Raw genomic sequence first — 25806 nt, 5'->3', positions numbered from 1 at the left:
CGATGATTCGAATTGGACAAGGTTTTGATGTACATGCCTTTGCAGAGGATCGGAAATTGATTTTAGGCGGCATTGAGATTCCGCATACGAAAGGATTGCTCGGTCATTCGGATGCAGACGTTTTGTTACATACGATTGCCGACGCAGCACTTGGTGCGATTGCAGCGGGGGATATCGGAAAACATTTTCCGGATACGGATCCTGAATTCAAGGATGCGGATTCAGCAAAATTACTGCAGCATGTCTACGCGCTCGTTAAACAACAAGGGTATGAGCTTGGCAACCTAGATGCGACAGTCATCGCACAGGCACCAAAGCTTCGTCCGTACATCGACACGATGCGCGCTCGGATCGCAGAATTACTCGAAGCGGACATTGAACAGATCAATGTCAAGGCAACGACAACGGAATGGTTAGGTTTTACGGGACGAGAAGAGGGAATCGCTTGTCAAGCAGTGATTCTACTGAAACGAATCGAAGAATAAGGTATACTAGATAAGCGAATTTTAGTCGAAGGAGTGATTGGCAATGGCAGAAGTACGAGTACGTTATGCCCCAAGTCCAACAGGACACTTGCATATCGGGAATGCCCGGACTGCATTATTTAATTATCTGTTTGCACGCCATTTAGGCGGCAAGATGGTATTACGAATCGAGGATACGGACCAAAAGCGGAACATCGCAGGTGGTGTCGAGAGTCAAATGAAGAATCTCGAGTGGCTCGGTGTCGATTGGGACGAAGGTCCAGATCGCGGTGGTGAGTACGGTCCTTATTCACAAATGGAGCGTCTTGATATCTATCAAAAGTATACGGATGAGTTACTTGAAAAGGGACTCGTTTACCGTTGCTACATGACATCGGAAGAGCTCGAAGCAGAACGCGAAGCGCAAATCGCACGCGGAGAAGCACCACGCTATTCAGGGGCACACCGTAACCTGACAGCAGAACAAGAAGAAGCGTTCCGCGCAGAAGGTCGCACGCCATCGATTCGGATTCGTGTACCGGAAGATGTCACGTATACATGGAATGATATCGTCAAAGACGACGTCTCGTTCGAATCAAAAGACTTCGGTGACTGGGTCATCGTTAAAAAAGACGGCATTCCGACATATAACTTTGCTGTCGTCATCGACGATCACTTGATGGCGATCAGTCACGTTCTTCGTGGAGATGATCATATTTCGAACACACCGAAACAGATGATGATCTATGATGCGTTCGGTTGGGAATACCCGACGTTTGGTCACATGACATTGATTGTCAATGAAGCACACAAGAAACTCTCGAAGCGTGATCACTCGATCATTCAGTACATCGAGCAGTATAAAGAGCTCGGTTATCTCCCGGAAGCATTACTCAACTTCATCACGCTTCTCGGCTGGTCACCTGTCGGCGAAGAGGAAATCTTCACAAAAGAAGAGTTAATCAAGATCTTTGACGCGGATCGTCTCTCGAAGAGTCCGGCTGTCTTTGACCAAAACAAATTGGCTTGGATCAACAGTCAGTATATGAAACATCAATCGTTCGAAGAAGTATTCGAAGCAAGTCTTCCGTTCCTACAAGAAGCAGGTCGCGTCGAAGCGTCACCTTCAGAAGAAGAGCTCGCTTGGGCACGTGATCTTGTCGCGCTATACCGCGAACAGATGACGCATGGCGCGGAAATCGTCAAGCTTTCAGAGATGTTCTTTGAGGATGAAGTGGTGTATGATGAAGAGGCAAACACTGTCTTGAGTGGCGAGACGGTTCCGACTGTACTTGCAGAATTCGCGAACCAGTTACGCGCTCTCGAAGAGTGGACACCAGAAGCAATCAAAGCATCGATCAAAGCGACGCAAAAAGCGACTGGTCAAAAAGGAAAAAACTTGTTCATGCCAATTCGTGTCGCGACGACAGGACAGACGCATGGTCCAGAACTCCCGAACACGATTCAATTACTAGGAAAAGACCGTGTGCTTGCACGGCTTGAAGCAGAATAACGAAAGCGTAGACGAGGAAAGTAACGATGCGTCTTCTTCTCCAGAGACAAGCTCGAATGGTGCGAGGGCTTGAAGAAGCGAATCATGAAATGCCCCTCTGAGTGCTGCCCGAAATCCGTGAGAGTAGGCGCAGACGTATCTCCGGCGTTAACGGACGTCGAGAGGGACGAGTCAATCGTCCAAACAGAGTGGGACCGCGCTTCGTTAGCGTCTCTGTGCAGCAATGCATAGAGGCGCTTTTTCTTATGGAAAGGAGAACGTATATGACACGGATGCGAGAAGATATCCGCAATGTGTTTGAGCAAGATCCAGCTGCCCGCAGCACGTTAGAAGTCATTTTGACATACCCGGGCTTACATGCGATTTGGATGCATCGCTTGGCCCATCGACTCTGGAACGCGAAGTTTCGCTTGCTCGGTCGATTGATTTCGCAATTCAGTCGCTTTTTGACAGGCATCGAGATTCATCCAGGAGCGACGATTGGACGCCGATTCTTTATTGACCACGGGATGGGTGTCGTCATTGGTGAGACGACGATCATTGGCGATGACGTCACGTTGTTTCAAGGCGTGACACTCGGCGGAACGGGGAAAGAAACAGGAAAGCGTCATCCGACGATTGAAGACGGCGTACTTGTCTCTGCCGGTGCTCGTGTCCTAGGTGATATCACGATCGGGGCATACTCAAAAATCGGTGCCAGTTCCGTCGTCTTAAAACACGTTCCTCCAAATGCGACCGTCGTCGGCATTCCGGGACGTGTCGTCATTCAAGACGGCATGAAGGTCGAAGCACCACTTGATCATCGTTTCCCGGATCCGGTCAGCGAATGCCAAGAGCGGATTGAAATGGAACTAGAAGTATTAAAACAAGAAATTGAACGGATTAAAGGAGGGCGACGTCATGATTCAACTGTACAACAGCATGACCGGAAAAAAGGAACCATTTAAACCATTAGAAGAAGGAAAGGTCAAGATGTATGTCTGTGGTCCAACTGTGTACAACTACATTCATATCGGCAATGCACGTCCAGCGATCGTCTTCGATACGGTCCGTCGCTACTTCACATACCGCGGATATGAGGTCAAATACGTCTCGAACTTCACGGACGTCGACGATAAGATCATCCGGACAGCAAACGAACTGGGAGAAGATTATCATGCGTTGACGAAACGTTTCATTGAAGCGTATCACGCGGATACGGGTGCTTTGAATGTCCAAAAAGCGGATATCCATCCACTTGTCACGGAAACGATGGACGATATCATCGCCTTCATCGAAGTACTCGTTGCAAAAGGCAATGCCTACGCTTCAAGCGGAGATGTCTACTTCCGGACGCGTAGTTTCAAGGATTACGGACAATTAAGCCAACAGTCAATCGACGAGTTGCGTGCAGGTGCACGAATCGAAGTCGGAGAGAAAAAAGAAGATCCGCTTGATTTCGTGCTCTGGAAAGCAGCAAAACCAGGCGAGCCGGCATGGACGAGTCCGTGGGGCGAAGGGCGACCAGGCTGGCACATCGAGTGCTCGGCGATGGCAAAGAAATACCTCGGAGAGACGATCGATATCCATGCCGGTGGACAAGACTTGAAGTTCCCGCACCATGAGAATGAGATCGCTCAGTCGGAAGCATGCAATTCTCAGAAGTTCGCGAACTACTGGATGCATAACGGGTTCTTGAACATCGAAAATGAGAAGATGTCGAAGTCGCTCGGTAACTTCCTGACGGTCCATGAAGCAATCCAAGCGGTCGATCCGATGGTGTTACGATTCTTCATGTTGTCGGTTCAATATCGTCATCCGATCAACTACAGTCGTGAACTGATCGACCAAGCAGCGAATGGTCTCGCACGGATCCGGGAGTCGGTCGCAAACATTGAACACCGACTTGACATGACGGCTGATCTCGGAACAGGTGACGAGAAGTGGTTGAATCGTCTAGCGGCAATCAAGGAACACTTCATCACATCGATGGATGATGATTTCAATACAGCGAACGCGGTGACGGATTTGTTTGATCTCTCAAAAGAAGCCAACCTATACCTCGGAGAAGCGCATGTATCGAAACAGGTTCTCGAACAGTTCCTCGCACTCTTCTCGGAATTATCAGGCGTCCTAGGTGTGACGTTGACAGTTGATAAAGGCTTACTCGATGAAGAAGTCGAACAGTTGATCGAAGAGCGGAACACAGCCCGTCAAAATCGTGACTTCGCACGAGCGGACGCAATCCGTGATCAGCTACGTGATCAAGGTATCTTGCTGGAAGACACAGCGCAAGGGATGCGGTGGAAGCGCGGATGAAGAACTACAAACAACTGAATGCACTCGCGTTAGCGTACATGGGCGACGTCGTCTATGAGATTCGTGTGCGCGAGCGATTGCTCGAACAAGGTTATGTGAAGCCGGGCGAGTTGCACAAAGCAGCTGTCCGGTACGTTCGGGCACAAGCACAAGCGACGGTCGTGACGCACTGGTTGAACACGGATGCGTTGACGGAAGAAGAGGCAGCGGTCGTCCGGCGCGGGAAGAACGCAAAATCCGGTTCTGTCCCGAAGAGTACGGACGTCCACACGTATCGCTACGCGACAGCATTTGAAGCATTGCTCGGTTATATTTATCTTTCAGAAGGAGGGGATCGCCTTGAAGAACTCATCGGACAAGCGTTCGAATTACTCGAAGCCGAAAAAACAGACGAATCCTAAGGCTACAAGCGCGAAGCCAAAAACGAAGGCACAGCGTCCAGCACAAGAGAAACGAAAAGCCGCTCCAGTCAAGGAACAGCCAGTCGCGATCGAACCGCTCGAAGAAGGACAAGATTTCTTGTCGGGTCGAAATCCGGTTCTAGAAGCATTACGGAGCGGACGAGAGATGAACAAGCTGTTTCTGCAGGAAGGACAACAAAAAGGACCACTTGCCGTCATCCACGCGATGGCGCAGGAAGCAGGGATTCAAATCCAGCTCGTACCTCGCTCACGGTTAACGGGTTTAGCCGGAACGGAAAATCACCAAGGTGTCGTCGCAGCGGTAGCGGCGTATGAGTACGCTGAGATGGAAGACATCTTTGAGCTCGCGCGTCAAAAGGACGAAACACCGCTCTTGATCCTACTCGATGAACTGGAGGATCCACATAATCTCGGATCAATCTTGCGGACAGCAGATGCTGTCGGGGCACACGGGATCATCATTCCGAAGCGTCGATCAGTCGGATTGACGCAAGTCGTCGCAAAGGCATCAACAGGCGCGATCGAACATATTCCTGTCGTTCGCGTGACGAACCTTGCGCGGACGATGGAGGATCTAAAGAAACAAGGCATCTGGTTCGTCGGAACGGATGCACGTGAAAGTGACGACTACCGGACACTCGATGGTACGATGCCACTCGGAATCGTCATTGGAAGTGAAGGAAAAGGAATGAGCCGGCTCGTCCGTGAGAAATGTGATTTCCTCGTCCACCTCCCGATGGCGGGACATGTCACATCGCTCAACGCATCGGTTGCTGCTTCGTTATTACTATATGAAGTCTACCGGACTAGAAAGCCGTATGCGCGATGAAATATGATCGTCTCATCGTAGATGGCTATAATATCATTGGCGCATGGCCAGAATTTCGGACGTTGCGGGAGCAAGATTTTGAATTGGCACGGGAACGGCTGATTCATGCGATGGCGGAATACCAAGCTGTCACAGGTCTCAGCGTTACGATCGTCTTCGATGCCTATCTTCAACCGGGACGTGAATCCCGGATGCAAAAAAGCGGGATTGATATCGTCTACACACGGGAGAACGAAACGGCAGATGAATGGATTGAAAAGACAGCTGCTGATTGGCTACAAGATATCCGAGTCAAGTTAACGGTAGCGACGAATGATTATACGGAGCAGTGGGTCATCTTCACGCTCGGAGCACTCCGCATATCGGCGCAAGAGCTCCGGCGAGAGTGGAAAGCGGCAGTCGCTGTCATCAAACAACAGACGACGTCTGCGAAGACGACGGCTCAACCGCGCTCGAAGATTGATTTACCAGAAGACGTCGTCGCACGTTTAGAAGCGATCCGTCGTCGAAAGAATTCAGATACATGATATAAACCATTCGCATGAGCAGATCACCGTTTTTCCTACTTTGGAAGAACGGTGTTTTTTATGAAAAGATACATTTTGGATACAACAAAAGAGGTCATGCCAATTTTCATTGTCGTGCGACAGGTAATTATTGTATAATTAAAAACAATTGAACTATTCGTCAATGATGCTTGGAGGGATACAAGATGAGTTTGGTTTCGTTCGACCAGTTTGGGTGCATGACCGATGAAGCGCTTGTAGAACAAGCGAAAGAGTTCGACAACAGCGATGCGCTCGAATTTTTGATCGAGCGGTATCGAAATTTCGTGCGCGCCAAAGCCCGTTCTTATTTTTTGATCGGGGCAGACCGAGAAGATATCATTCAAGAAGGAATGATTGGTCTCTATAAAGCAGTACGAGATTACCGAACGGATAAGCTTGCCTCGTTTAAAGGATTTGCCGAATTATGCATTACGAGACAGATGATCACTGCGATCAAGACGGCGACACGTCAGAAACATATCCCGTTGAACTCTTACATCTCACTCGATAAACCGATCTATGACGATGAATCGGAGCGGACGTTACTCGATATCATTACGTCGACAGCACCTTCTGACCCACAAATCTTGATCGTCAACCGGGAAGAATATGCAGACATTGAATCGAAGATGGATGAAATTTTAAGCGACCTTGAACGCAAAGTCCTCGCGCTCTATCTTGACGGACGGACGTATCAGGAAATCTCTGACGACCTCGATCGTCATGTCAAATCGATCGACAATGCCTTGCAACGCGTCAAGCGCAAGCTTGAGCGTTATCTCGAAGCACGAAAGATGACGGTCTAACAGAGAGGTAGATTGACCGTAATCCCTTCCTATGCTACTGTATAACTAGCGCCTTACTAGCGAGACGCCGCTCATAGGCGTTTTTTTTTACGCTCTTTTTCGGAAGGAAAGTACCTCAACAGAAGAGAAGAGTGGCAAAGAAGGAGGACTTTGAGATGGCGAAGAAAGTAGGCCTTGCTTGTGATAATTGCGGTGCCCGCGACTATACGACGATGAAAAAAGAGGACGTAACTGTCCGCTTGGAATTGAAGAAATTCTGCCGTCGTTGTAACGCGCATACGATTCATAAAGAAGCGAAATAAAGCTTCATCTGTCCCGATTTATTACATCCTGGAGGGAAAGTACGATGAAATTTTTGCGTGACGTATGGAATGAATTGAAAAAGACGAGCTGGCCAAAACGGAAAGAGCTGACGAAATACACATTGACGGTCATCGGTATGGTGATCTTCATGGGTGTCTTCATCTTCGGCGTCGATTCAGGGCTTAGCGCATTGATGAGCTGGTTGATTAAGTAAAAAGAAGAGGTGGCCTACCATGGAGAAACAATGGTTTGTCGTCCAAACGTATTCCGGATTCGAAAATAACGTCAAGGCGAACCTTGAACGTCGAATTGAATCCATGAACATGGACGAAAAAATCTTCCGTGTACTCGTTCCGATTGAAACGGTACAAGAAGAAGTAACGAACAAAAAGGGAGAAACGAAAATCAAGGAACGTGAAGTCAAGATCTTCCCGGGGTATGTCCTCGTTGAGATGGTCATGACGGATGATTCCTGGTATGTCGTCCGGAATACTCCGAACGTCACAGGCTTCCTCGGATCAGTCGGCGGCGGTTCAAAACCAACCCCACTTCTTCCGGAAGAAGCAGAAAATATCCTTGGATCAATGGGTCTTGTCGATCTGAAGAGCCGTTACGACTTCTCACTCGGACAAATCGTCCGAATCAAAGAAGGAGCTTTCGAAAATCTCGAAGGTACGATCGAGGAGCTTGATACAGATGCTGAGAAAATGAAAGTCTCTGTTGATATGTTCGGTCGCGAAACGAAGGTCGAGCTTGATTTCGCACAGGTCGATAAAATCGATTAAGTTTCCTATTGCGAATGTTTTGTTTTAATGATACAATTTTTCGTGTTTGATGTTGTGCTTATTTCGATAAATAACTCGTCGAATAGAATGAGTGGGAGGACGCGCAACGTCCAATTAAACCACATTAAAGAATTAAGGAGGTGTGTCTCGTGGCGAAGAAGGTTATGAAACTCGTAAAACTTCAAATTCCTGCGGGCAAAGCAAACCCAGCTCCACCAGTTGGACCGGCACTCGGTCAAGCAGGTGTGAACATCATGGGCTTCTGTAAAGAGTTCAACGCTCGTACACAAGACCAAGCCGGCTTGATTATCCCTGTAGTCATCACGGTTTTTGAAGATCGTTCATTCACATTCATCACTAAAACTCCTCCAGCAGCAGTTCTCTTGAAGAAAGCAGCTGGAATTGAGAGTGGTTCAGGTGAACCGAACCGTAAGAAAGTAGCGACAGTCAAACGTGACAAAGTTCGTGAAATCGCTGAAACAAAAATGCCAGACCTTAACGCATCATCTGTTGAAACAGCAATGTTGATGGTTGAAGGTACTGCACGTTCTATGGGTATCGTAATCGAAGACTAATGTCTTTTTGATTACCATGAACAACGATGAGGGTCGCAGGCGGATAGTTTCTTGAAGCCTGCTACCCTTTCATTATGTGGGAGGATTTTCCGCACAACCACAAAGGAGGAACCTAAAATGGGTAAGAAGTACAAAGAAGCTGCTAAGCTTATCGATCGTACGGTTTCATACGAACTCGCAGAAGCTGTAGATTTGACTAAAAAATCTGCAACTGCGAAATTCGATGAGACTATCGAATTGGCTGTTCGTCTCGGAGTAGATCCGAAGAAAGCAGACCAACAAATCCGTGGAGCAGTCGTATTGCCACACGGTACTGGTAAAACACAAAAAGTTCTCGTCTTCGCGAAAGGTGAGAAACTTAAAGAAGCGGAAGCTGCTGGAGCAGATTACGCTGGTGATGCTGAGTACATCAACAAAATCCAACAAGGATGGTTCGACTTCGATGTTATCGTTGCGACACCAGACATGATGGGTGAAGTTGGTAAACTTGGTCGCGTTCTCGGACCAAAAGGCCTCATGCCAAACCCGAAAACAGGTACAGTTACATTTGACGTCACAAAAGCAATCAACGATATCAAAGCTGGTAAAGTTGAGTACCGTGTCGACAAATCAGGTAACATCCACGTTCCTGTCGGTAAAAAATCATTCGATAACGAGAAACTCGTTGAGAACATCAACACAGTTATCGAAACTCTCGTAAAAGTTAAGCCTGCTACTGCTAAAGGTGTATACCTTAAGAACATCGCGATCGCTTCTACAATGGGTCCTGGTGTAAAAGTATCTTCAGCTGACTTCGCGAAATAATTTCGTCTAAAACGAACTTGACAACGTTCTAAGAACGCTGTTACAGTATAAAACGTTGATATATTTCGACATACCGTAGACAGAAGGTGCTCATATGGGCATAAATCCTTCCGAGGTGTTCTTGCTCAGAGAGCCTGTTTGTTCAGGTATCCTTTTTGACGATTACGCCTCCTCTGCTTTGCAGACGGAGGCTTTTTATTTGAAATCGAGCAGCCCCTCGCACCGGTACATTTCATCTACCAGGAGGTGCAACAGAAATGGCAAACGAAAAAGTTATCGCTGTCAAAGCGGATCTCGTATCTGAGATCGCTGAGAAACTCCAAGCGAGCGCAGGAACAGTTGTCGTCGACTACCGTGGTCTCACAGTAGAAGAAGTCACTGAACTTCGTAAACAACTCCGCGAAGCGGGCGTTGAATTCAAAGTTTACAAAAACGGTCTCCTCCGCCGCGCGGCAGTTCAAAGCAACCTCGAAGGTCTTGATGAAGTCTTCACAGGTCCTAGTGCGATCGCCTTCAGCAATGAAGACGTTATCGCGCCAGCTAAGATCTTGAACGACTTCGCTAAAACGCACAAGGCTCTCGAACTTAAAGGTGGTATCATCGAAGGCAAAGTCACTTCAGTAGAAGATGTCAAAGCCCTTGCGGAACTTCCATCACGCGAAGGTCTCCTTTCGATGCTCCTCAGCGTGCTTCAAGCGCCAATCCGTGGACTCGCGGTGGCAACGAACGCAATCGCAGAGCAAAAAGAAGAACAATCTGCTTAATTTCTGCTTAGCGGGATAGGCAACCAACACAATTTTCACACCCCAACGTGGGCTAAATCAAAGGAGGAAAACCATAATGGCTTTCAACAAAGAGCAATTTATCGAAGACCTCAAGGGCATGACTGTTCTTGAACTTAACGAACTCGTAAAAACAATCGAAGAAGAATTCGGCGTATCAGCAGCAGCTCCAGTAGCAGTTGCAGGTGCTGGCGCAGGCGCAGCAGCTGAAGAGCAAACTGAATTCGACGTTATCCTTACTAACGCTGGATCTGGTAAAATCAACGTCATCAAAGCAGTTCGCGAATTGACAGGCCTCGGTCTTAAAGAAGCGAAAGCTCTCGTAGACGGAACTCCAGCACCAGTTAAAGAAGGCGTTTCGAAAGAAGACGCTGAAGCAATGAAAGCTAAGCTTGAAGAAGCTGGCGCTACTGTAGAAGTTAAGTAATTTTCTTCTTCCGTAGAAACAAGAGAAGCTCGCATTGCGAGCTTCTTTTGTTTTCATCTTTTACATGAGAGGGGAAGGAAACATGGCGGATCATTATTATACGAATGACCCTTCATCGAAACGAGATCCGAAGACGTGGGAATATGTCCTGCGTGGTCAAACGCTCCGCTTTACATCGGATCACGGTGTCTTTTCAAAGAACGGAATCGATTTTGGTTCACGTCTGTTGATTGAGGCATTCACGGAACCGGCTGTAGCTGGAGACATTTTAGATGTCGGCTGTGGATATGGACCGATGGGCATTGCGCTCTCGAAGTCGACAGGACGTCCGGCACACTTGATCGATGTCAATGAACGGGCGCTCGAACTAGCGGCAGACAATGCGCGCGCGAACGGTGTTTCCGTGACGACCGGTGTGAGTGACGGGTATGATGGGGTAGGCGAATCGACATTCGCAGCGATCGTGACGAATCCACCGATTCGGGCAGGAAAAACGGTCGTTCATCGTATTCTCCGAGAAGCATATGATCATCTCATCGTTGGCGGCGAACTTTGGGTCGTCATTCAAAAGAAACAAGGTGGACCATCTGCGAAGAAGTTGATGGAAGAAGTATTCGGTATGTGTGAGACAGTTACCCGGGATAAAGGGTACTCGATATTTAAATCAATTCGGTCTTGACAAATCGAAGGATTTGTCGTTGACCTCATGTTGTGTCTATGATAGTATTATAAAATGCCATTGGAGTGATTTTTGGATAAGATGTTTGAAAGCAGCTGGCGTTCTCGACTACAGATGATTGAGTAGACAAGACGTCGCTTTTTTGCGCTTATCAATCAAAAAATGGCTTCAATGTTCGATATTACACCCGTCCTTCTCTATAAGAAGAAGTGGGTCTGAGAGGTGAATCAGTTGACTGGTCAACTTGTTCAGTACGGTCGTCACCGTCAGAGAAGAAGCTATGCACGTATCAGCGAAGTATTGGAACTTCCAAACTTAATCGAGATTCAAACGAATTCGTATGAGTGGTTCCTGCGGGAAGGTCTTCGTGAAATGTTTCATGACATTTCGCCGATTTCCGATTTCACAGGGAATCTCGTATTAGAATTCATCGACTACTCGCTCGGAGAGCCGAAGTATTCGATCGATGAATCGAAAGAGCGCGACGTGACCTATTCGGCACCACTACGCGTTAAAGTCCGTCTTCAAAATAAAGAGACGGGTGAATTGAAAGAACAAGAAGTCTTCATGGGTGACTTCCCGCTTATGACGGAGTCGGGAACATTCATCATCAATGGAGCGGAACGCGTAATCGTTTCGCAGCTTGTTCGTTCGCCAAGTGTTTATTACAACAATAAGTTAGATAAGAACGGTAAGCGTGGGTTCTCCGCGACAGTCATCCCAAACCGTGGTGCATGGCTCGAGCTCGAGACAGACGCGAAAGACATCGTTTATGTTCGCATTGATCGCACGCGTAAGATTCCAGTAACGGTTCTTTTACGTGCTCTTGGTTTCGGTACGGATCAGGAAATCATCGATCTTCTCGGTGATGATGAGTACCTCCGGAATTCACTTGAAAAAGATAATACGGAATCAACGGAAAAAGCCCTCATCGAGATTTATGAGCGTCTACGTCCGGGAGAGCCGCCGACAGTCGAAAACGCAAAAGCGTTACTCGTGTCGCGCTTCTTTGACCCGAAACGTTATGATTTGGCAAACGTTGGTCGTTATAAAATCAATAAAAAGCTTCATCTTAAGAACCGTCTTTTCGGTCAGAAACTTGCGGAAACGCTCGTTGACCCAGAGACAGGTGAAGTCATCGCGGAAGCAGGAACGGTCCTTGATCGTCGTATGCTCGATAAAGTCCTTCCATTCCTCGAAGGATCCGTTGGTTACATCGAAGCGACGCCTACAGGCGGCGTGACGCAGGGTGAGGCTTTCAACTTACAGTCAATCAAGGTGTTCGCACCGGACGATGCTGAAGGTGAACGCATCATCAATATCATCGGTAACGGTAACATCGATCGTGACATCAAGCACATCACGCCTGCTGACATGATTGCTGCCATCAACTACTTCTTCAACTTGTTGCATGAAGTCGGTACGACAGACGATATCGATCACCTCGGTAACCGTCGTCTCCGTTCAGTCGGTGAGCTGCTCCAGAATCAATTCCGGATCGGTCTCTCGCGGATGGAACGTGTCGTTAAAGAACGGATGTCGATTCAGGATCAGAATGCGATCACGCCACAGGCATTGATCAACATTCGTCCAGTTATCGCATCGATTAAAGAGTTCTTCGGTAGCTCGCAGTTGTCTCAGTTCATGGACCAAACGAACCCGCTTGCAGAATTGACGCACAAACGTCGTCTTTCAGCACTCGGACCCGGTGGTTTGACACGTGAGCGCGCTGGTTTCGAAGTTCGTGACGTACACTACTCGCACTATTCCCGTATGTGTCCGATCGAAACGCCAGAGGGACCAAACATCGGTTTGATCAACTCGTTGTCTTCGTACGCGAAGGTCAATGAGTACGGCTTCATCGAAGCACCATATCGTCGTGTCGATCCGGAAACGGGCGTCGTCACAGATGAAATCCATTACATGACTGCAGACGAAGAGGATCTTTACGTCGTCGCACAGGCAAACATGTTGTTGACGGAAGAGAAGACGTTCCAAGATTCACACGTCCTTTCACGTTTCCGTGGACAAAACTTGTCTGTTGAACCAGCACGTGTCGATTATATGGACGTTTCACCGAAGCAGGTTGTATCTGCCGCAACGGCTTGTATCCCGTTCCTTGAGAACGATGACTCGAACCGTGCCCTCATGGGAGCGAACATGCAACGTCAGGCCGTCCCACTTCTGAACCCGGAATCTCCGATTGTCGGTACAGGTATGGAGTACGTGTCTGCAAAAGACTCAGGAGCCGCTGTTGTTGCGAAGCACGCAGGGATCGCTGAGCGCGTTACGGCGCGTGAAATCCTTGTCCGTCGTACGACGGAAGTCGATGGCAACATCGTCGAAGGTGAACTCGACCGTTACAAGATTCAAAAATTCATCCGTTCTAACCAAGGAACGTGTTATAACCAAAAACCAATCATCAAAGCAGGCGACCCAGTCGATAAAGGCGAGATCCTTGCAGATGGTCCATCGATGGACGGTGGGGAACTTGCGCTTGGTCGTAACGTACTCGTCGGTTTCATGACATGGGATGGTTACAACTATGAGGATGCTGTCATCATGAGTGAACGTCTTGTCAAAGACGACGTCTACACATCGATCCACATCGAAGAATACGAATGTGAGTCGCGTGATACGAAACTCGGACCGGAAGAAATCACACGTGATATTCCGAACGTCGGTGATGATGCCTTGAAAAACCTCGACGATCGCGGAATCATTCGCGTCGGTGCGGAAGTCAAGGACGGCGATATCCTCGTCGGTAAAGTTACGCCGAAGGGTGTAACGGAATTGACAGCGGAAGAACGTCTTCTTCATGCAATCTTCGGTGAAAAAGCACGTGAAGTCCGTGATACATCTCTCCGTGTTCCACACGGTGGTGATGGAATCATTCTCGACGTCAAAATCTTCGACCGCGATAATGGGGACGAGCTCTCACCTGGTGTCAACCAGTTGATCCGTGCTTACATCGTTCAGAAGCGTAAGATTCACGAGGGTGATAAAATGGCGGGTCGTCACGGTAACAAAGGTGTTATCTCACGTATCCTTCCAGAAGAAGACATGCCGTACATGCCAGACGGTACGCCAATTGACATCATGTTGAACCCACTTGGGGTTCCATCACGGATGAACATCGGGCAGTTGCTCGAGCTTCACCTCGGGATGGCAGCACGTCAACTCGGCATTAAAGTCGCATCACCAGTATTCGATGGTGCGCGTGAGGAAGATGTTTGGGCAACGATTGAAGAAGCAGGTATGGATCGCGACGCGAAGACTGTTCTTTATGATGGTCGTTCGGGTGAAGCGTTCGATAACCGTATCTCTGTCGGTGTCATGTATATGATTAAACTTGCTCACATGGTCGATGATAAACTTCACGCACGTTCGACAGGACCATACTCACTCGTTACACAACAACCGCTCGGTGGTAAAGCCCAGTTCGGTGGTCAGCGTTTCGGTGAGATGGAAGTATGGGCACTTGAAGCATACGGCGCAGCCTACACGCTCCAAGAAATCCTTACAATCAAGTCGGATGATACGATCGGTCGTGTCAAAGCGTACGAAGCAATCGTCAAAGGTGAGAATGTACCACAACCGGGCGTACCGGAATCGTTCCGAGTCCTCATTAAAGAGCTTCAATCCCTCGGTATGGACGTTAAGATGATGTCTGCTGATGATGAAGAGATCGAAATGCGTGACGAAGACGAGGACAATATCCCGAACGCGACTCCAGCACTCGAAGAAGTTCAAGCGCCTGTCGCACCAGTTGTTACTGAAGAGGAATAAGCGAAAGGGAGGTCCACCCCTTGGTAGATGTTAATAGATTTGAATATATGCAAATCGGCCTCGCTTCCCCCGAAAAGATCCGTTCATGGTCTTTCGGGGAAGTGAAAAAGCCGGAGACGATCAACTATCGTACACTCAAACCGGAGAAAGATGGTTTGTTCTGTGAACGTATTTTTGGTCCAACAAAAGACTGGGAATGTTACTGTGGTAAATACAAACGGATCCGCTATAAAGGAATCATTTGTGATCGCTGTGGCGTTGAAGTCACGAAGTCGAAAGTCCGTCGGGAGCGCATGGGTCACATCGAGCTCGCAGCACCGGTTTCGCACATCTGGTACTTCAAAGGAATTCCTAGCCGTATGGGACTCGTCCTCGACATGTCACCACGTGCGTTAGAAGAGATCATCTACTTCGCGTCGTACGTCGTAACAGATCCAGGCGAATCGACACTTGAGAAGAAACAACTCCTTTCAGAGAAAGAATACCGTGCCTATCGTGAGAAGTTCGGTCGTTCGTTTACTGCTGAAATGGGTGCGGAAGCAGTTCGTAAATTGCTCCGTGACGTGGAACTCGATAAAGAAGTCGCTGCATTACGTGAAGAACTTCGTATGATTCAAGGACAACGTCGTACGCGTGCGATCAAACGTCTTGAAGTTCTCGATGCTTTCCGTAACTCAGGCAACAATCCAGAATGGATGGTGCTTGAAGTACTTCCAGTCATCCCACCGGAACTTCGTCCGATGGTTCAACTCGATGGCGGACGTTTCGCGACGTCTGACTTGAACGACTTGTACCGCCGCGTCATCAACCGTAACAACCGTCTCAAGCGTCTTCTTGACCTTGGCGCTCCGAACATCATCGTTCAGAATGAAAAACGGATGCTTCAAGAAGCAGTCGATGCCTTGATCGATAACGGTCGTCGTGGTCGTCCAGTCACAGGACCAGGTAACCGTCCACTTAAATCACTTTCACACATGTTGAAAGGGAAACAAGGACGTTTCCGTCAAAACTTGCTCGGTAAACGTGTCGACTATTCTGGTCGTTCGGTTATCGTCGTTGGTCCGAATCTGAAGATGTATCAATGTGGTCTTCCAAAAGAAATGGCCCTTGAACTCTTCAAACCGTTCGTCATGAAAGAACTTGTCTCTCGTGGCATCGCACCGAACATCAAGAGTGCGAAACGGAAAATCGAGCGCGTTCAACCTGAAATCTGGGATGTTCTTGAAGAAGTCATCCGTGAGCATCCGGTTCTCTTGAACCGTGCACCGACACTTCACCGTCTCGGTATCCAGGCGTTCGAACCAACGCTCGTCGAAGGACGCGCGATTCGCCTTCACCCACTCGTATGTACGGCATATAACGCCGATTTCGATGGTGACCAAATGGCGGTTCACGTACCACTTTCGGCAGAAGCACAAGCAGAAGCGCGTCTTCTCATGCTCGCTGCACAAAACATCTTGAACCCGAAAGACGGTAAACCTGTTGTTACACCATCGCAGGATATGGTCCTCGGTAACTACTACCTCACGCTCGAGCGCGAAAATGCGATCGGCGAAGGTAAAATCTTCTCGACAGTGAATGAAGCGCTCATCGCTTATCAAAACGGTTATGCGCACTTCCATACACGTGTTGCGATTCCAGCCGGCGTTCTCAAGAACCCGACATTCACGGAAGAGCAAAACGAGAAATTATTGATTACAACAGTCGGTAAGTTGATCTTCAACGAGATCCTCCCAACGACGTTCCCTTACTTGAACGAACCAACGATGACGAACCTTCAAGAGGCGACGCCAGACAAGTACTTCCTTGAAAAAGGAACAGATGTTGCGGCAGAACTGAAGAACCGTCCGATCATCGACCCGTTCAAAAAAGGATTCCTTGGAAATGTCATCGCGGAAGTCTTCAAACGGTTTGAGACGACAGAAACAAGCCGCATGCTCGACCGCATGAAAAACCTCGGATTCAAACACTCGACTCGTGCCGGTATCACAGTAGGGATCGCGGACATCATCGTTCTTCCGGATAAACAAGAGATTCTTGTTGAAGCCCAGGACAATGTCGACCGCGTCATGAAATCGTACCGTCGTGGTCTCATCACAGAAGACGAGCGCTATGAGCGCGTCGTTAAATCGTGGAATGATGCGAAGGATGAAATTCAGTCTCGTCTGATGAAATCCCTCAACCGTCTCAACCCGATCTTCATGATGAGTGACTCCGGTGCCCGTGGTAACGCGTCGAACTTCACGCAGCTCGCTGGTATGCGTGGACTCATGGCCGCTCCAAGTGGACGGATCATCGAGCTCCCGATCAAATCATCGTTCCGTGAGGGTCTAACGGTACAGGAATACTTCATCTCGACACACGGTGCGCGTAAAGGTCTTGCCGATACAGCCTTGAAAACGGCTGACTCAGGTTACCTGACTCGTCGTCTCGTTGACGTCGCTCAAGACGTCATCATCCGTGAAGATGATTGTGGAACGGATCGTGGTATCCGCGTCACAGCACTCCGTGAAGGAACGGAAGAAATCGAAAGCCTTTACGACCGCCTCGTCGGCCGTACTGCATTCGAAAACGTCGTTCACCCTGAAACAGGAGAAGTCCTCGTTTCGACGAACGAACTCATCGATGAAGACATCGCGCGTGTCATCACTGACGCAGGTGTCGACAACGTTGAGATCCGTACTGCCTTCACTTGTAACACAAGCCATGGTGTCTGTAAGAAATGTTACGGACGCAACTTGGCAACAGGCAACGACGTCGAAGTCGGCGAAGCTGTCGGTATCATCGCGGCACAATCAATCGGTGAGCCAGGAACGCAGCTTACGATGCGTACCTTCCACACAGGTGGGGTTGCCGGGGACGATATCACACAAGGTCTTCCGCGTATCCAAGAGTTGTTCGAAGCGCGTAACCCGAAAGGGCAAGCAGTCATCTCGGAAATCGATGGTCAAGTCATCGATTTCACGGAATCGCGTGACAAACGTGAATTGACGGTCCAAGGACTCAGCGAAACACGCACATACACGATCCCATTCGGTTCGCGTCTACGTGTTCAGCTTGGGGACGACGTCAAAGCCGGTCAAGTCTTCACGGAAGGTTCGATCGATCCGAAAGAACTCTTGAACGTTAAAGGTGTATCCGGCGTTCAGAACTACTTGCTTCAAGAAGTTCAAAAAGTATACCGGATGCAAGGGGTTGAGATCGGTGACAAACACGTCGAGGTCATGGTTCGCCAAATGATCCGTCGCGTACGTGTCATCGAGTCTGGTGAGACTTCACTCTTACCAGGTTCGCTCGTCGATATCAGCACGTTCAAGGAAGCTTGTAAAGAAGCGCTCCGTAACGGGAAAGCTCTCGCTTCGGCGAAACCAGTTCTTCTCGGTATCACGAAAGCGTCACTTGAAACAGATTCATTCCTATCGGCTGCGTCGTTCCAAGAAACGACTCGTGTCCTTACGGATGCAGCGATTAAAGGGAAGAGCGACTACCTTCGCGGCTTGAAAGAGAACGTCATCATCGGTAAGTTGGTTCCAGCTGGTACTGGGATGTCACGTTACCGTCAGATCGATCTCGAAGTAGCTGGCGAAGCACCTGTAGAAGCCGATTCTCCGGTAGAATAAAACGCCTTGACACGCCGGTATGGCGGTGCTACTATGATATAGTGTTGCCAACCGGCTGTGTTATTTTGGAGGATATCTTCATGTCTTACAAAAAAGTAGTCGGCGCAGATTTGAAGTTTGTCGGTCAAAAGCAAACGCTCAAAGCATTGCGATCTGGCAAGGCGTCGGAAGTGATCATTGCGGATGACGCAGATGAACACGTAAAACAAGCATTGCTCGATGCGGCGAAACAAGCTAACGTTCCAGTCGTGAATGTTCCTTCTAAGCAAGAGCTTGGAAAAGCTTGTGGAATCGATGTCGCAGCAACAGCTGTTGCCATTAAGAAAGTTTGATAATGCGTTTTGTGTGGCGATGGAATGCCTGAGCCACGCAAAACGTTTCATTATGACTTTCGATGAACCACCCGGCTCGGTGGTTTTGAAATTTGTCATGAATTCAGGAAGGGAGGATCTCAAAGATGCCTACTATCAACCAATTAGTCCGTAAAGGACGTCAATCAAAAGTTGTGAAATCAGATTCGCCAGCGCTGAACAAAGGGTACAACAGCTTCATTAAAGCTCGTACTGACATCAGCTCACCACAAAAACGTGGTGTTTGTACTCGTGTAGGTACAATGACTCCGAAGAAACCGAACTCGGCTCTTCGTAAATACGCACGTGTACGTTTGACGAACACAATGGAAGTAACAGCTTACATCCCAGGTATCGGCCACAACCTTCAAGAGCACAGTGTTGTTCTTATCCGCGGCGGCCGTGTAAAAGACTTACCAGGGGTACGTTACCACATCGTTCGTGGTGCACTTGATACAGCTGGTGTTGACGGCCGTATGCAAGGTCGTTCGAAATACGGTACTAAACGTCCTAAAGTTAAAAAATAATCTAGATATCTTAAGATATCACCTCACTATATGAAAGGAGGGACTCGGAATGCCACGTAAAGGTCAAGCAGAACGTCGTGATGTAATGGCTGATCCGATCTACAACTCTAAACTCGTTACCCGCCTTATCAACCGTCTTATGTTAGATGGTAAAAAAGGTACTGCTCAACAAATCTTATACAAAGCTTTCGAAACTATCGCTGAACGTTCAGGTCGCGATGCAATGGAAGTCTTTGAAGAAGCGATGAACAACATCATGCCAGTTCTTGAAGTTAAAGCACGCCGTGTAGGTGGAGCTAACTATCAAGTTCCTGTCGAAGTTCGCCCAGAGCGTCGTACGACACTCGCACTTCGTTACCTCGTGAACTACTCACGTCTCCGTAACGAAAAAACTATGGATGCGCGCCTTGCTAACGAAATCATGGACGCTGCAAACAACACTGGTGCTTCTGTTAAGAAGCGCGAAGATATGCACAAAATGGCGGAAGCGAACAAAGCGTTTGCTCACTACCGCTGGTAATTCCGAAAATCACCACCTCATGCATGCCATTTTTAATGGAATTATGAGGTGGCTTTCGGGTATAGTCATGACGTGTGGCAACACACGACCACTAAACTAAAATGCGAAAGGAGAATGTTTAAAGATGGCAAGAGAATTCTCCCTTAAGAACACTCGTAACATCGGGATCATGGCTCACATCGATGCTGGTAAAACAACAACGACTGAGCGTATCCTGTATTACACGGGTCGTATCCACAAGATTGGTGAAACGCACGAAGGTGCTTCACAAATGGACTGGATGGAGCAAGAGCAAGAGCGTGGGATCACGATTACATCGGCAGCAACAACTGCTCAATGGAAAGGTAACCGCGTAAACATCATCGATACACCTGGACACGTAGACTTCACAGTTGAGGTTGAACGTTCACTTCGCGTACTTGATGGTGCGGTAGCAGTACTTGACGCTCAGTCTGGTGTTGAGCCACAAACTGAGACAGTATGGCGCCAAGCTACAACTTACGGCGTACCACGTATCGTTTTCGTTAACAAAATGGATAAAATCGGTGCAGACTTCTTGTACTCGGTCGGAACGCTTCGCGAACGCCTCCAAGCGAACGCACACGCGATCCAACTTCCAATCGGTGCGGAAGATGAATTCAAAGGAATCATCGACCTCGTCGAACAGAAAACATACATGTACGGTAACGATCTTGGAACTGACATCGAAGTGACTGACGGTTTCCCAGCTGATCTCGCTGATCAAGCTGAAGAACTCCGTGGATCATTGATCGAAGCAGTTGCGGATTACGAAGAAGAATTGATGATGAAATACCTCGAGGGTGAAGAAATCACAATCGACGAGTTGAAAGCGGCTATCCGTAAAGCAACTCTGACAGTTGACTTCTATCCTGTACTCGTAGGTTCGGCATTCAAGAACAAAGGTGTTCAGCTTATGCTTGACGCAGTTCTCGATTACCTCCCATCACCAATCGACGTAAAAGCGATCTCAGGTATCGACATGGATACGGATGAAGAAATCGTGCGTGAGTCTTCGGACGAAGCACCATTCTCTGCACTCGCGTTCAAAGTCATGACTGACCCTTACGTCGGTAAATTGACATTCTTCCGTGTGTACTCTGGTACAGCTTCGGCAGGATCGTACGTTAAAAACTCAACAAAAGGCAAACGTGAGCGTCTTGGACGTATCCTTCAAATGCACGCAAACAGCCGTGAAGAGATCCCGATGGTATACGCGGGTGACATCGCTGCAGCTGTAGGTTTGAAAGATACAACTACTGGAGATACGCTTTGTGCAGAGAAAGACAACGTCGTTCTCGAATCAATGACATTCCCAGAACCAGTTATCTCGGTCGCTATCGAACCAAAAACGAAAGCTGACCAAGATAAAATGGGTCAAGCCCTCGCTAAGCTTGCTGAAGAGGATCCAACGTTCCGCACTGAAACAAACCCAGAGACTGGTCAAACGATCATCTCAGGTATGGGTGAGCTTCACCTCGACATCATCGTTGACCGTATGCGTCGCGAGTTCAAAGTCGAAGCAAACGTTGGTGCTCCACAAGTAGCTTACCGTGAAACGATCCGCCAAGCGGCGAAGATCGATTCGAAGTTCGCTCGTCAATCTGGTGGTCGTGGTCAGTATGGTCACGTCGTCGTAGAATTCGAGCCGAACGAAGAAGGCGCTGGCTTCGAGTTCAACAACAAAATCGTCGGTGGTGTTGTTCCACGTGAATACATCCCAGCGGTTGAGAACGGAATCGAAGAAGCACTTCAAAACGGTATCCTTGCTGGTTACCCGGTCGTTGACGTAAAAGCTTCACTCGTCTTCGGATCGTACCACGATGTCGACTCAAACGAGATGGCATTTAAAGTTGCGGCTTCAATGGCAGTCAAACAACTTAAAGATAAGAGCGGAGCTGTTATCCTTGAGCCAATGATGAAAGTTGAAATCGTCATCCCAGACGAATACATGGGAGACATCATGGGTGATGTTACATCACGCCGTGGTCGCGTAGAAGGTATGGAAGCACGCGGTAACGCTCAAGTTGTCCGTTCAATGATTCCACTTTCTGAAATGTTCGGATACGCTACTGGTCTTCGTTCACGCACACAAGGTCGCGGAACGTACTCGATGCACTTCGATCACTACGAAGAAGTACCGAAATCAGTTGCAGAAGAAATCATCAAAAAAGCAAACGGCTAATCCTTCACAGGTTGTCACGCTTTTATGATTAGTGTAAGCTAAGGAAGGTGTACGTTATCTTACGACTCACCTTCCTAGTTATAAAAAATTATTAGACACATAGAGGAGGAATTCAGAATGGGTAAGGAAAAATTCGACCGTTCTAAACCGCACGTTAACGTTGGTACAATCGGCCACGTCGACCACGGTAAAACAACTTTGACAGCAGCTATCTCAGCTGTACTTGCAAAATCACAAGGTAAAGCTGCAACTAAGTTTGACCAAATCGATGGTGCTCCAGAAGAGCGCGAGCGCGGTATCACAATCGCAACAGCTCACATCGAGTACGAAACAGAAAAACGCCACTATGCACACGTTGACTGCCCAGGTCACGCTGACTATGTTAAAAACATGATCACTGGTGCTGCACAAATGGACGGCGCGATCCTCGTTGTTTCTGCAACAGATGGTCCAATGCCACAAACACGTGAGCACATCTTGCTTTCACGTCAAGTAGGTGTTCCTTTCATCGTAGTATTCATGAACAAAGTTGACATGGTTGACGACGAAGAGCTTCTTGAGCTCGTCGAAATGGAAATCCGTGAACTTCTTTCTGAGTATGACTTCCCAGGTGATGACCTCCCAGTTATCCAAGGTTCTGCTCTTGGCGCGCTTAACGGCGAAGCTAAATGGGAAGAAAAAATCATGGAACTCATGGCAGCTGTCGATGAGTACATCCCAGAACCAACTCGTGACACTGAAAAAGACTTCATGATGCCAGTTGAGGATGTCTTCTCAATCACTGGTCGTGGTACAGTTGCTACTGGCCGCGTTGAGCGTGGAGTTCTTAAAGTCAACGACGAGATCGAAATCGTTGGTCTTCACGAAGAAACTAAAAAATCAGTATGTACTGGTGTAGAGATGTTCCGTAAGCTTCTTGACTATGCTGAAGCTGGCGACAACATCGGTGCTCTTCTCCGTGGTGTATCACGTGACGACATCGAGCGTGGACAAGTTCTCGCGAAACCAAACACAATCACACCACACAAAAAGTTCAAAGCGCAAGTTTACGTTCTTTCTAAAGAAGAGGGTGGCCGTCACACGCCATTCTTCGCGAACTACCGCCCGCAGTTCTACTTCCGTACAACTGACGTAACTGGTATGGTTCAACTTCCAGAAGGTACTGAAATGGTTATGCCTGGGGACAACATCGAAATGACTGTTGAACTCATCGCACCAATCGCTCTTGAAAAAGAAACTCGTTTCTCAATCCGTGAAGGTGGCCGTACAGTAGGCGCTGGATCAGTTACAGAAATCGTTGAGTAATTTTTAAGACAAAGGTCTTCCGTCTCCCGTGGCGGAAGACCTTTTTTCATTTCTTTGAAAACAGTCTTGCAACATGGTCTGACATCTTATATACTGAGGAAAGTGTTTGTGCGAGTGGTGAGAGACTTGAATACATATTCTATTTTATTAGTGCTTGCATTCTTGCTGGTGATTCAGTATGATAGAATATGTTGGTCACAAACACAACGCGATGAAGCGGGAGGTTATGACACACCAGGCGGCATTGCCATGGCTAGTGTGGAAATTTCCGCGGAGAATGTCTATTTACGAAATAGGCGAAAAGGAGGGAAATAACATGGCAAATGAAAAAATTCGGATCCGTTTGAAAGCATACGATCACCGCGTGCTTGATCAATCGGCTGAGAAGATTGTCGACACAGCAAAACGTTCAGGTGCTACTGTATCTGGTCCGATCCCACTCCCAACGGAGAAAGCGGTCTACACAGTACTTCGTGCCGTTCACAAGTACAAAGATGCTCGTGAGCAGTTCGAAATGCGTACACACAAACGTTTGATCGACATCGTTAACCCAACACCGAAAACTGTTGATGCGCTTATGCGTCTCGAACTTCCATCGGGCGTTGACATCGAAATCAAACTTTAATTTTTCTTCTATAGATAGTTGATACTAGCCAGAAGATCAAAATCATTCAATATTAGGAGGTGTATCTCATGGCTAAAGGAATCTTAGGAACTAAACTCGGTATGACACAAATCTTCAACGAGTCAGGCGAAGTCGTCCCTGTTACTGTCGTTTCAGTCGAAGGTAACGTTGTTCTTCAATTGAAAACAACGGAAGTTGACGGTTACGAAGCAGTTCAACTCGGCTTTGGTGATATCAAAGAAGGTCGTCAAAACAAACCGCAAAAAGGTCACGCTGCGAAAGCAAACGCGACACCTAAGCGCTTCATTAAAGAAATCCGTACATCAGTAGCAGATTTCGAAATCGGTCAAGAGATTAAAGCAGATACTTTCGCTGCAGGCGAAATGGTTGATGTAACAGGTACGTCGAAAGGTAAAGGTTTCGCTGGTGCAATCAAGCGTCACAACCAATCACGTGGTCCAATGGCTCACGGTTCGCGTTACCACCGTCGCCCAGGTTCAATGGGTCCTGTTGCTCCTAACCGTGTATTCAAAGGGAAATTGCTCCCTGGACGCATGGGTGGAGAGCAAATCACTGTTCAAAACCTTGAAATCGTAAAAGTTGATGCAGAACGCGGCTTACTCCTCGTCAAGGGTGCTATCCCAGGCGCACGTAAGAGCCAAGTTGTCATCAAAACTGCGGTTAAAGGCAACTAATCCGTTTGCAAGGAAAGGAGGAATAACGAATGCCTAAAGTAGCTTTGCTTAACCAAACAGGTACACAAGTTGGAGACATCGAGCTCGCAGATGCCGTTTTCGGAATCGAGCCAAATGAAGCAGTCGTATACGATGCAATCGTCATGCAACAAGCTTCACGTCGCCAAGGTACACATGATACAAAAGGTCGCTCGGAAGTTCGCGGTGGCGGCCGTAAACCATGGAAACAAAAAGGTACTGGTCGTGCACGCCAAGGTTCGATCCGTTCGCCACAATGGGTTGGCGGTGGAACAGTCTTCGGTCCAACACCACGTTCGTACGCTTACAAACTTCCTAAAAAGGTTCGTCGTCTCGCACTTCGTTCAGCACTTTCTTCGAAAGTCGCTAACAACGAGTTCATCGTTCTTGAAGGATTGACAATCGATGCTCCTAAAACTAAGGACATGATCGCAGTATTCGCTGCTCTTTCAATCGAACGTAAAGTTCTCGTCGTTACTGCTGATTACAACGAGTCAGTCGTTCTTTCAACACGCAACATCCCGGGTGTCACAGTCGTTGACGCTGCAGGTGTAAACGTCCTTGATCTTGTCGCTCATGACAAAGTCATCATTACGAAGGACGCTGTTGCGAGAGTAGAGGAGGTGCTTGCATAATGGCACACACACACGACATTATCAAACGTCCTGTCATTACTGAACGTTCAGTAAACCAAATGGCTGAGAAAAAGTACACATTCGAAGTAGACGTGAAGGCATCTAAGACTCAAATCAAAGACGCAGTTGAAGCGATCTTCGGAGTGAAAGTTGACAAAGTCAACACATTGATCTCAAAACCAAAAGCAAAACGCGTAGGTCGTCACGCTGGTTACACAGCACGCCGCAAAAAAGCGGTCGTCACGCTTACTGCAGATAGCAAAGAACTCGATTACCTCGGTTAA

27 protein-coding genes and 2 other annotated features are annotated in these 25806 nt (G+C 48.0%); all 27 genes read left to right on the top strand.

Translation table 11 applies throughout. From position 1 onward, the window contains the following. Positions 1–2 precede the first annotated feature (2 nt). The gene (gene ispF, locus Q7C19_RS15205; protein ID WP_029343079.1) at positions 3–485 is read left to right on the top strand and encodes a 2-C-methyl-D-erythritol 2,4-cyclodiphosphate synthase; all 483 of its coding nucleotides are present in this window, start codon (positions 3–5) and stop codon (positions 483–485) included. A 43-nt stretch (positions 486–528) separates the two neighbouring features. Then, entirely contained in the window at positions 529–1977 is a 1449-nt protein-coding gene (gltX, locus tag Q7C19_RS15200; protein WP_375092395.1) for a glutamate--tRNA ligase, read from the top strand. Further along, positions 1977–2195: a binding site (T-box leader), on the top strand. It overlaps the preceding gene by 1 nt. A gap of 9 nt (positions 2196–2204) precedes the next feature. Then, a complete protein-coding gene (gene epsC, locus Q7C19_RS15195; RefSeq protein ID WP_255344377.1) occupies positions 2205–2924 on the top strand; it encodes a serine O-acetyltransferase EpsC in 720 nt (239 codons plus the stop codon). Further along, a complete protein-coding gene (gene cysS / locus Q7C19_RS15190) occupies positions 2878–4275 on the top strand; it encodes a cysteine--tRNA ligase (RefSeq protein WP_056064901.1) in 1398 nt (465 codons plus the stop codon). Before epsC ends, cysS begins: the two co-directional genes overlap by 47 nt. Next, the gene (locus Q7C19_RS15185; protein ID WP_023466600.1) at positions 4272–4676 is read left to right on the top strand and encodes a Mini-ribonuclease 3; all 405 of its coding nucleotides are present in this window, start codon (positions 4272–4274) and stop codon (positions 4674–4676) included. Before cysS ends, Q7C19_RS15185 begins: the two co-directional genes overlap by 4 nt. A gap of 166 nt (positions 4677–4842) precedes the next feature. Then, positions 4843–5526, top strand: coding sequence for a 23S rRNA (guanosine(2251)-2'-O)-methyltransferase RlmB (gene rlmB, locus Q7C19_RS15180; RefSeq protein WP_369792041.1), 684 nt, complete (start codon positions 4843–4845; stop codon positions 5524–5526). Continuing rightward, positions 5523–6053, top strand: coding sequence for an NYN domain-containing protein (locus Q7C19_RS15175; protein ID WP_035413144.1), 531 nt, complete (start codon positions 5523–5525; stop codon positions 6051–6053). Before rlmB ends, Q7C19_RS15175 begins: the two co-directional genes overlap by 4 nt. Before the next feature lie 185 nt (positions 6054–6238). Beyond that, the gene (gene sigH / locus Q7C19_RS15170) at positions 6239–6880 is read left to right on the top strand and encodes an RNA polymerase sporulation sigma factor SigH (RefSeq protein WP_035413147.1); all 642 of its coding nucleotides are present in this window, start codon (positions 6239–6241) and stop codon (positions 6878–6880) included. A gap of 155 nt (positions 6881–7035) precedes the next feature. After that, entirely contained in the window at positions 7036–7182 is a 147-nt protein-coding gene (rpmG, locus tag Q7C19_RS15165) for a 50S ribosomal protein L33 (protein ID WP_023466603.1), read from the top strand. Between the two features lie 44 nt (positions 7183–7226). Beyond that, complete coding sequence (gene secE, locus Q7C19_RS15160; protein ID WP_023466605.1) at positions 7227–7397, top strand: preprotein translocase subunit SecE; 171 nt, start codon at positions 7227–7229, stop codon at positions 7395–7397. Positions 7398–7416: 19 nt separating this feature from the next. Next, positions 7417–7968, top strand: a complete 552-nt coding sequence (gene nusG / locus Q7C19_RS15155) for a transcription termination/antitermination protein NusG (protein ID WP_023466607.1) — start codon at positions 7417–7419, stop codon at positions 7966–7968. A 149-nt stretch (positions 7969–8117) separates the two neighbouring features. Then, the gene (gene rplK, locus Q7C19_RS15150) at positions 8118–8543 is read left to right on the top strand and encodes a 50S ribosomal protein L11 (protein ID WP_023466609.1); all 426 of its coding nucleotides are present in this window, start codon (positions 8118–8120) and stop codon (positions 8541–8543) included. A 117-nt stretch (positions 8544–8660) separates the two neighbouring features. Further along, positions 8661–9347 (top strand): 50S ribosomal protein L1, encoded by a 687-nt coding sequence (gene rplA / locus Q7C19_RS15145; RefSeq protein ID WP_023466610.1) that lies wholly within the window; start codon positions 8661–8663, stop codon positions 9345–9347. 55 nt (positions 9348–9402) lie between these two features. After that, positions 9403–9554: a sequence feature (ribosomal protein L10 leader region), on the top strand. Positions 9555–9604: 50 nt separating this feature from the next. Further along, a complete protein-coding gene (gene rplJ, locus Q7C19_RS15140) occupies positions 9605–10111 on the top strand; it encodes a 50S ribosomal protein L10 (RefSeq protein ID WP_023466611.1) in 507 nt (168 codons plus the stop codon). Positions 10112–10187: 76 nt separating this feature from the next. Further along, the gene (gene rplL, locus Q7C19_RS15135) at positions 10188–10556 is read left to right on the top strand and encodes a 50S ribosomal protein L7/L12 (protein ID WP_023466613.1); all 369 of its coding nucleotides are present in this window, start codon (positions 10188–10190) and stop codon (positions 10554–10556) included. A gap of 82 nt (positions 10557–10638) precedes the next feature. After that, on the top strand, positions 10639–11235 hold the full coding sequence (locus tag Q7C19_RS15130; protein ID WP_035413150.1) for a class I SAM-dependent methyltransferase: 597 nt from the start codon (positions 10639–10641) through the stop codon (positions 11233–11235). Between the two features lie 231 nt (positions 11236–11466). After that, entirely contained in the window at positions 11467–15024 is a 3558-nt protein-coding gene (gene rpoB / locus Q7C19_RS15125) for a DNA-directed RNA polymerase subunit beta (protein ID WP_035399374.1), read from the top strand. A gap of 20 nt (positions 15025–15044) precedes the next feature. Continuing rightward, positions 15045–18644 (top strand): DNA-directed RNA polymerase subunit beta', encoded by a 3600-nt coding sequence (rpoC, locus tag Q7C19_RS15120; RefSeq protein ID WP_056064898.1) that lies wholly within the window; start codon positions 15045–15047, stop codon positions 18642–18644. An 80-nt stretch (positions 18645–18724) separates the two neighbouring features. Then, positions 18725–18976: a ribosomal L7Ae/L30e/S12e/Gadd45 family protein gene (locus Q7C19_RS15115; RefSeq protein ID WP_023466620.1), complete on the top strand. Its 252-nt coding sequence runs from the start codon at positions 18725–18727 to the stop codon at positions 18974–18976. Between the two features lie 125 nt (positions 18977–19101). Beyond that, a complete protein-coding gene (rpsL, locus tag Q7C19_RS15110) occupies positions 19102–19521 on the top strand; it encodes a 30S ribosomal protein S12 (protein WP_023466621.1) in 420 nt (139 codons plus the stop codon). Between the two features lie 49 nt (positions 19522–19570). Further along, positions 19571–20041 (top strand): 30S ribosomal protein S7, encoded by a 471-nt coding sequence (gene rpsG / locus Q7C19_RS15105; protein WP_023466623.1) that lies wholly within the window; start codon positions 19571–19573, stop codon positions 20039–20041. A 124-nt stretch (positions 20042–20165) separates the two neighbouring features. Further along, positions 20166–22244 carry an elongation factor G gene (gene fusA, locus Q7C19_RS15100; RefSeq protein WP_023466625.1) on the top strand — a complete coding sequence of 693 codons (2079 nt, stop codon included), beginning with the start codon at positions 20166–20168 and terminating at the stop codon, positions 22242–22244. Between the two features lie 117 nt (positions 22245–22361). Then, complete coding sequence (gene tuf, locus Q7C19_RS15095) at positions 22362–23549, top strand: elongation factor Tu (protein WP_035413159.1); 1188 nt, start codon at positions 22362–22364, stop codon at positions 23547–23549. A gap of 316 nt (positions 23550–23865) precedes the next feature. Continuing rightward, complete coding sequence (gene rpsJ / locus Q7C19_RS15090) at positions 23866–24174, top strand: 30S ribosomal protein S10 (RefSeq protein WP_029343090.1); 309 nt, start codon at positions 23866–23868, stop codon at positions 24172–24174. A 68-nt stretch (positions 24175–24242) separates the two neighbouring features. After that, complete coding sequence (gene rplC / locus Q7C19_RS15085) at positions 24243–24869, top strand: 50S ribosomal protein L3 (RefSeq protein WP_023466629.1); 627 nt, start codon at positions 24243–24245, stop codon at positions 24867–24869. A 29-nt stretch (positions 24870–24898) separates the two neighbouring features. After that, positions 24899–25522 (top strand): 50S ribosomal protein L4, encoded by a 624-nt coding sequence (rplD, locus tag Q7C19_RS15080; RefSeq protein WP_023466630.1) that lies wholly within the window; start codon positions 24899–24901, stop codon positions 25520–25522. Continuing rightward, positions 25522–25806 (top strand): 50S ribosomal protein L23, encoded by a 285-nt coding sequence (gene rplW / locus Q7C19_RS15075; protein WP_023466631.1) that lies wholly within the window; start codon positions 25522–25524, stop codon positions 25804–25806. The genes rplD and rplW overlap by 1 nt, the downstream gene beginning before the upstream one ends.

It is taken from the genome of Exiguobacterium sp. PHA03 (assembly GCF_041945985.1).
Taxonomy (GTDB): Bacteria; Bacillota; Bacilli; order Exiguobacteriales; family Exiguobacteriaceae; genus Exiguobacterium_A.
The sequence above is the reverse complement of the archived record's forward strand: the minus strand, read 5'-3'. Positions and strand labels throughout refer to the sequence as shown.

Excerpts from the sequence above, each read along its gene's own strand:
- ispF (WP_029343079.1), top strand. The coding sequence starts at position 3 with ATGATTCGAATTGGACAAGGTTTTGATGTACATGCCTTTGCAGAGGAT.
- gltX (WP_375092395.1), top strand. The coding sequence starts at position 529 with ATGGCAGAAGTACGAGTACGTTATGCCCCAAGTCCAACAGGACACTTG.
- cysS (WP_056064901.1), top strand. The coding sequence starts at position 2,878 with ATGATTCAACTGTACAACAGCATGACCGGAAAAAAGGAACCATTTAAA.
- Q7C19_RS15185 (WP_023466600.1), top strand. The coding sequence starts at position 4,272 with ATGAAGAACTACAAACAACTGAATGCACTCGCGTTAGCGTACATGGGC.
- rlmB (WP_369792041.1), top strand. The coding sequence starts at position 4,843 with ATGAACAAGCTGTTTCTGCAGGAAGGACAACAAAAAGGACCACTTGCC.
- Q7C19_RS15175 (WP_035413144.1), top strand. The coding sequence starts at position 5,523 with ATGAAATATGATCGTCTCATCGTAGATGGCTATAATATCATTGGCGCA.
- sigH (WP_035413147.1), top strand. The coding sequence starts at position 6,239 with ATGAGTTTGGTTTCGTTCGACCAGTTTGGGTGCATGACCGATGAAGCG.
- rpmG (WP_023466603.1), top strand. The coding sequence starts at position 7,036 with ATGGCGAAGAAAGTAGGCCTTGCTTGTGATAATTGCGGTGCCCGCGAC.
- secE (WP_023466605.1), top strand. The coding sequence starts at position 7,227 with ATGAAATTTTTGCGTGACGTATGGAATGAATTGAAAAAGACGAGCTGG.
- nusG (WP_023466607.1), top strand. The coding sequence starts at position 7,417 with ATGGAGAAACAATGGTTTGTCGTCCAAACGTATTCCGGATTCGAAAAT.
- rplA (WP_023466610.1), top strand. The coding sequence starts at position 8,661 with ATGGGTAAGAAGTACAAAGAAGCTGCTAAGCTTATCGATCGTACGGTT.
- rplJ (WP_023466611.1), top strand. The coding sequence starts at position 9,605 with ATGGCAAACGAAAAAGTTATCGCTGTCAAAGCGGATCTCGTATCTGAG.
- rplL (WP_023466613.1), top strand. The coding sequence starts at position 10,188 with ATGGCTTTCAACAAAGAGCAATTTATCGAAGACCTCAAGGGCATGACT.
- Q7C19_RS15130 (WP_035413150.1), top strand. The coding sequence starts at position 10,639 with ATGGCGGATCATTATTATACGAATGACCCTTCATCGAAACGAGATCCG.
- Q7C19_RS15115 (WP_023466620.1), top strand. The coding sequence starts at position 18,725 with ATGTCTTACAAAAAAGTAGTCGGCGCAGATTTGAAGTTTGTCGGTCAA.
- rpsL (WP_023466621.1), top strand. The coding sequence starts at position 19,102 with ATGCCTACTATCAACCAATTAGTCCGTAAAGGACGTCAATCAAAAGTT.
- rpsG (WP_023466623.1), top strand. The coding sequence starts at position 19,571 with ATGCCACGTAAAGGTCAAGCAGAACGTCGTGATGTAATGGCTGATCCG.
- fusA (WP_023466625.1), top strand. The coding sequence starts at position 20,166 with ATGGCAAGAGAATTCTCCCTTAAGAACACTCGTAACATCGGGATCATG.
- tuf (WP_035413159.1), top strand. The coding sequence starts at position 22,362 with ATGGGTAAGGAAAAATTCGACCGTTCTAAACCGCACGTTAACGTTGGT.
- rpsJ (WP_029343090.1), top strand. The coding sequence starts at position 23,866 with ATGGCAAATGAAAAAATTCGGATCCGTTTGAAAGCATACGATCACCGC.
- rplC (WP_023466629.1), top strand. The coding sequence starts at position 24,243 with ATGGCTAAAGGAATCTTAGGAACTAAACTCGGTATGACACAAATCTTC.
- rplD (WP_023466630.1), top strand. The coding sequence starts at position 24,899 with ATGCCTAAAGTAGCTTTGCTTAACCAAACAGGTACACAAGTTGGAGAC.
- rplW (WP_023466631.1), top strand. The coding sequence starts at position 25,522 with ATGGCACACACACACGACATTATCAAACGTCCTGTCATTACTGAACGT.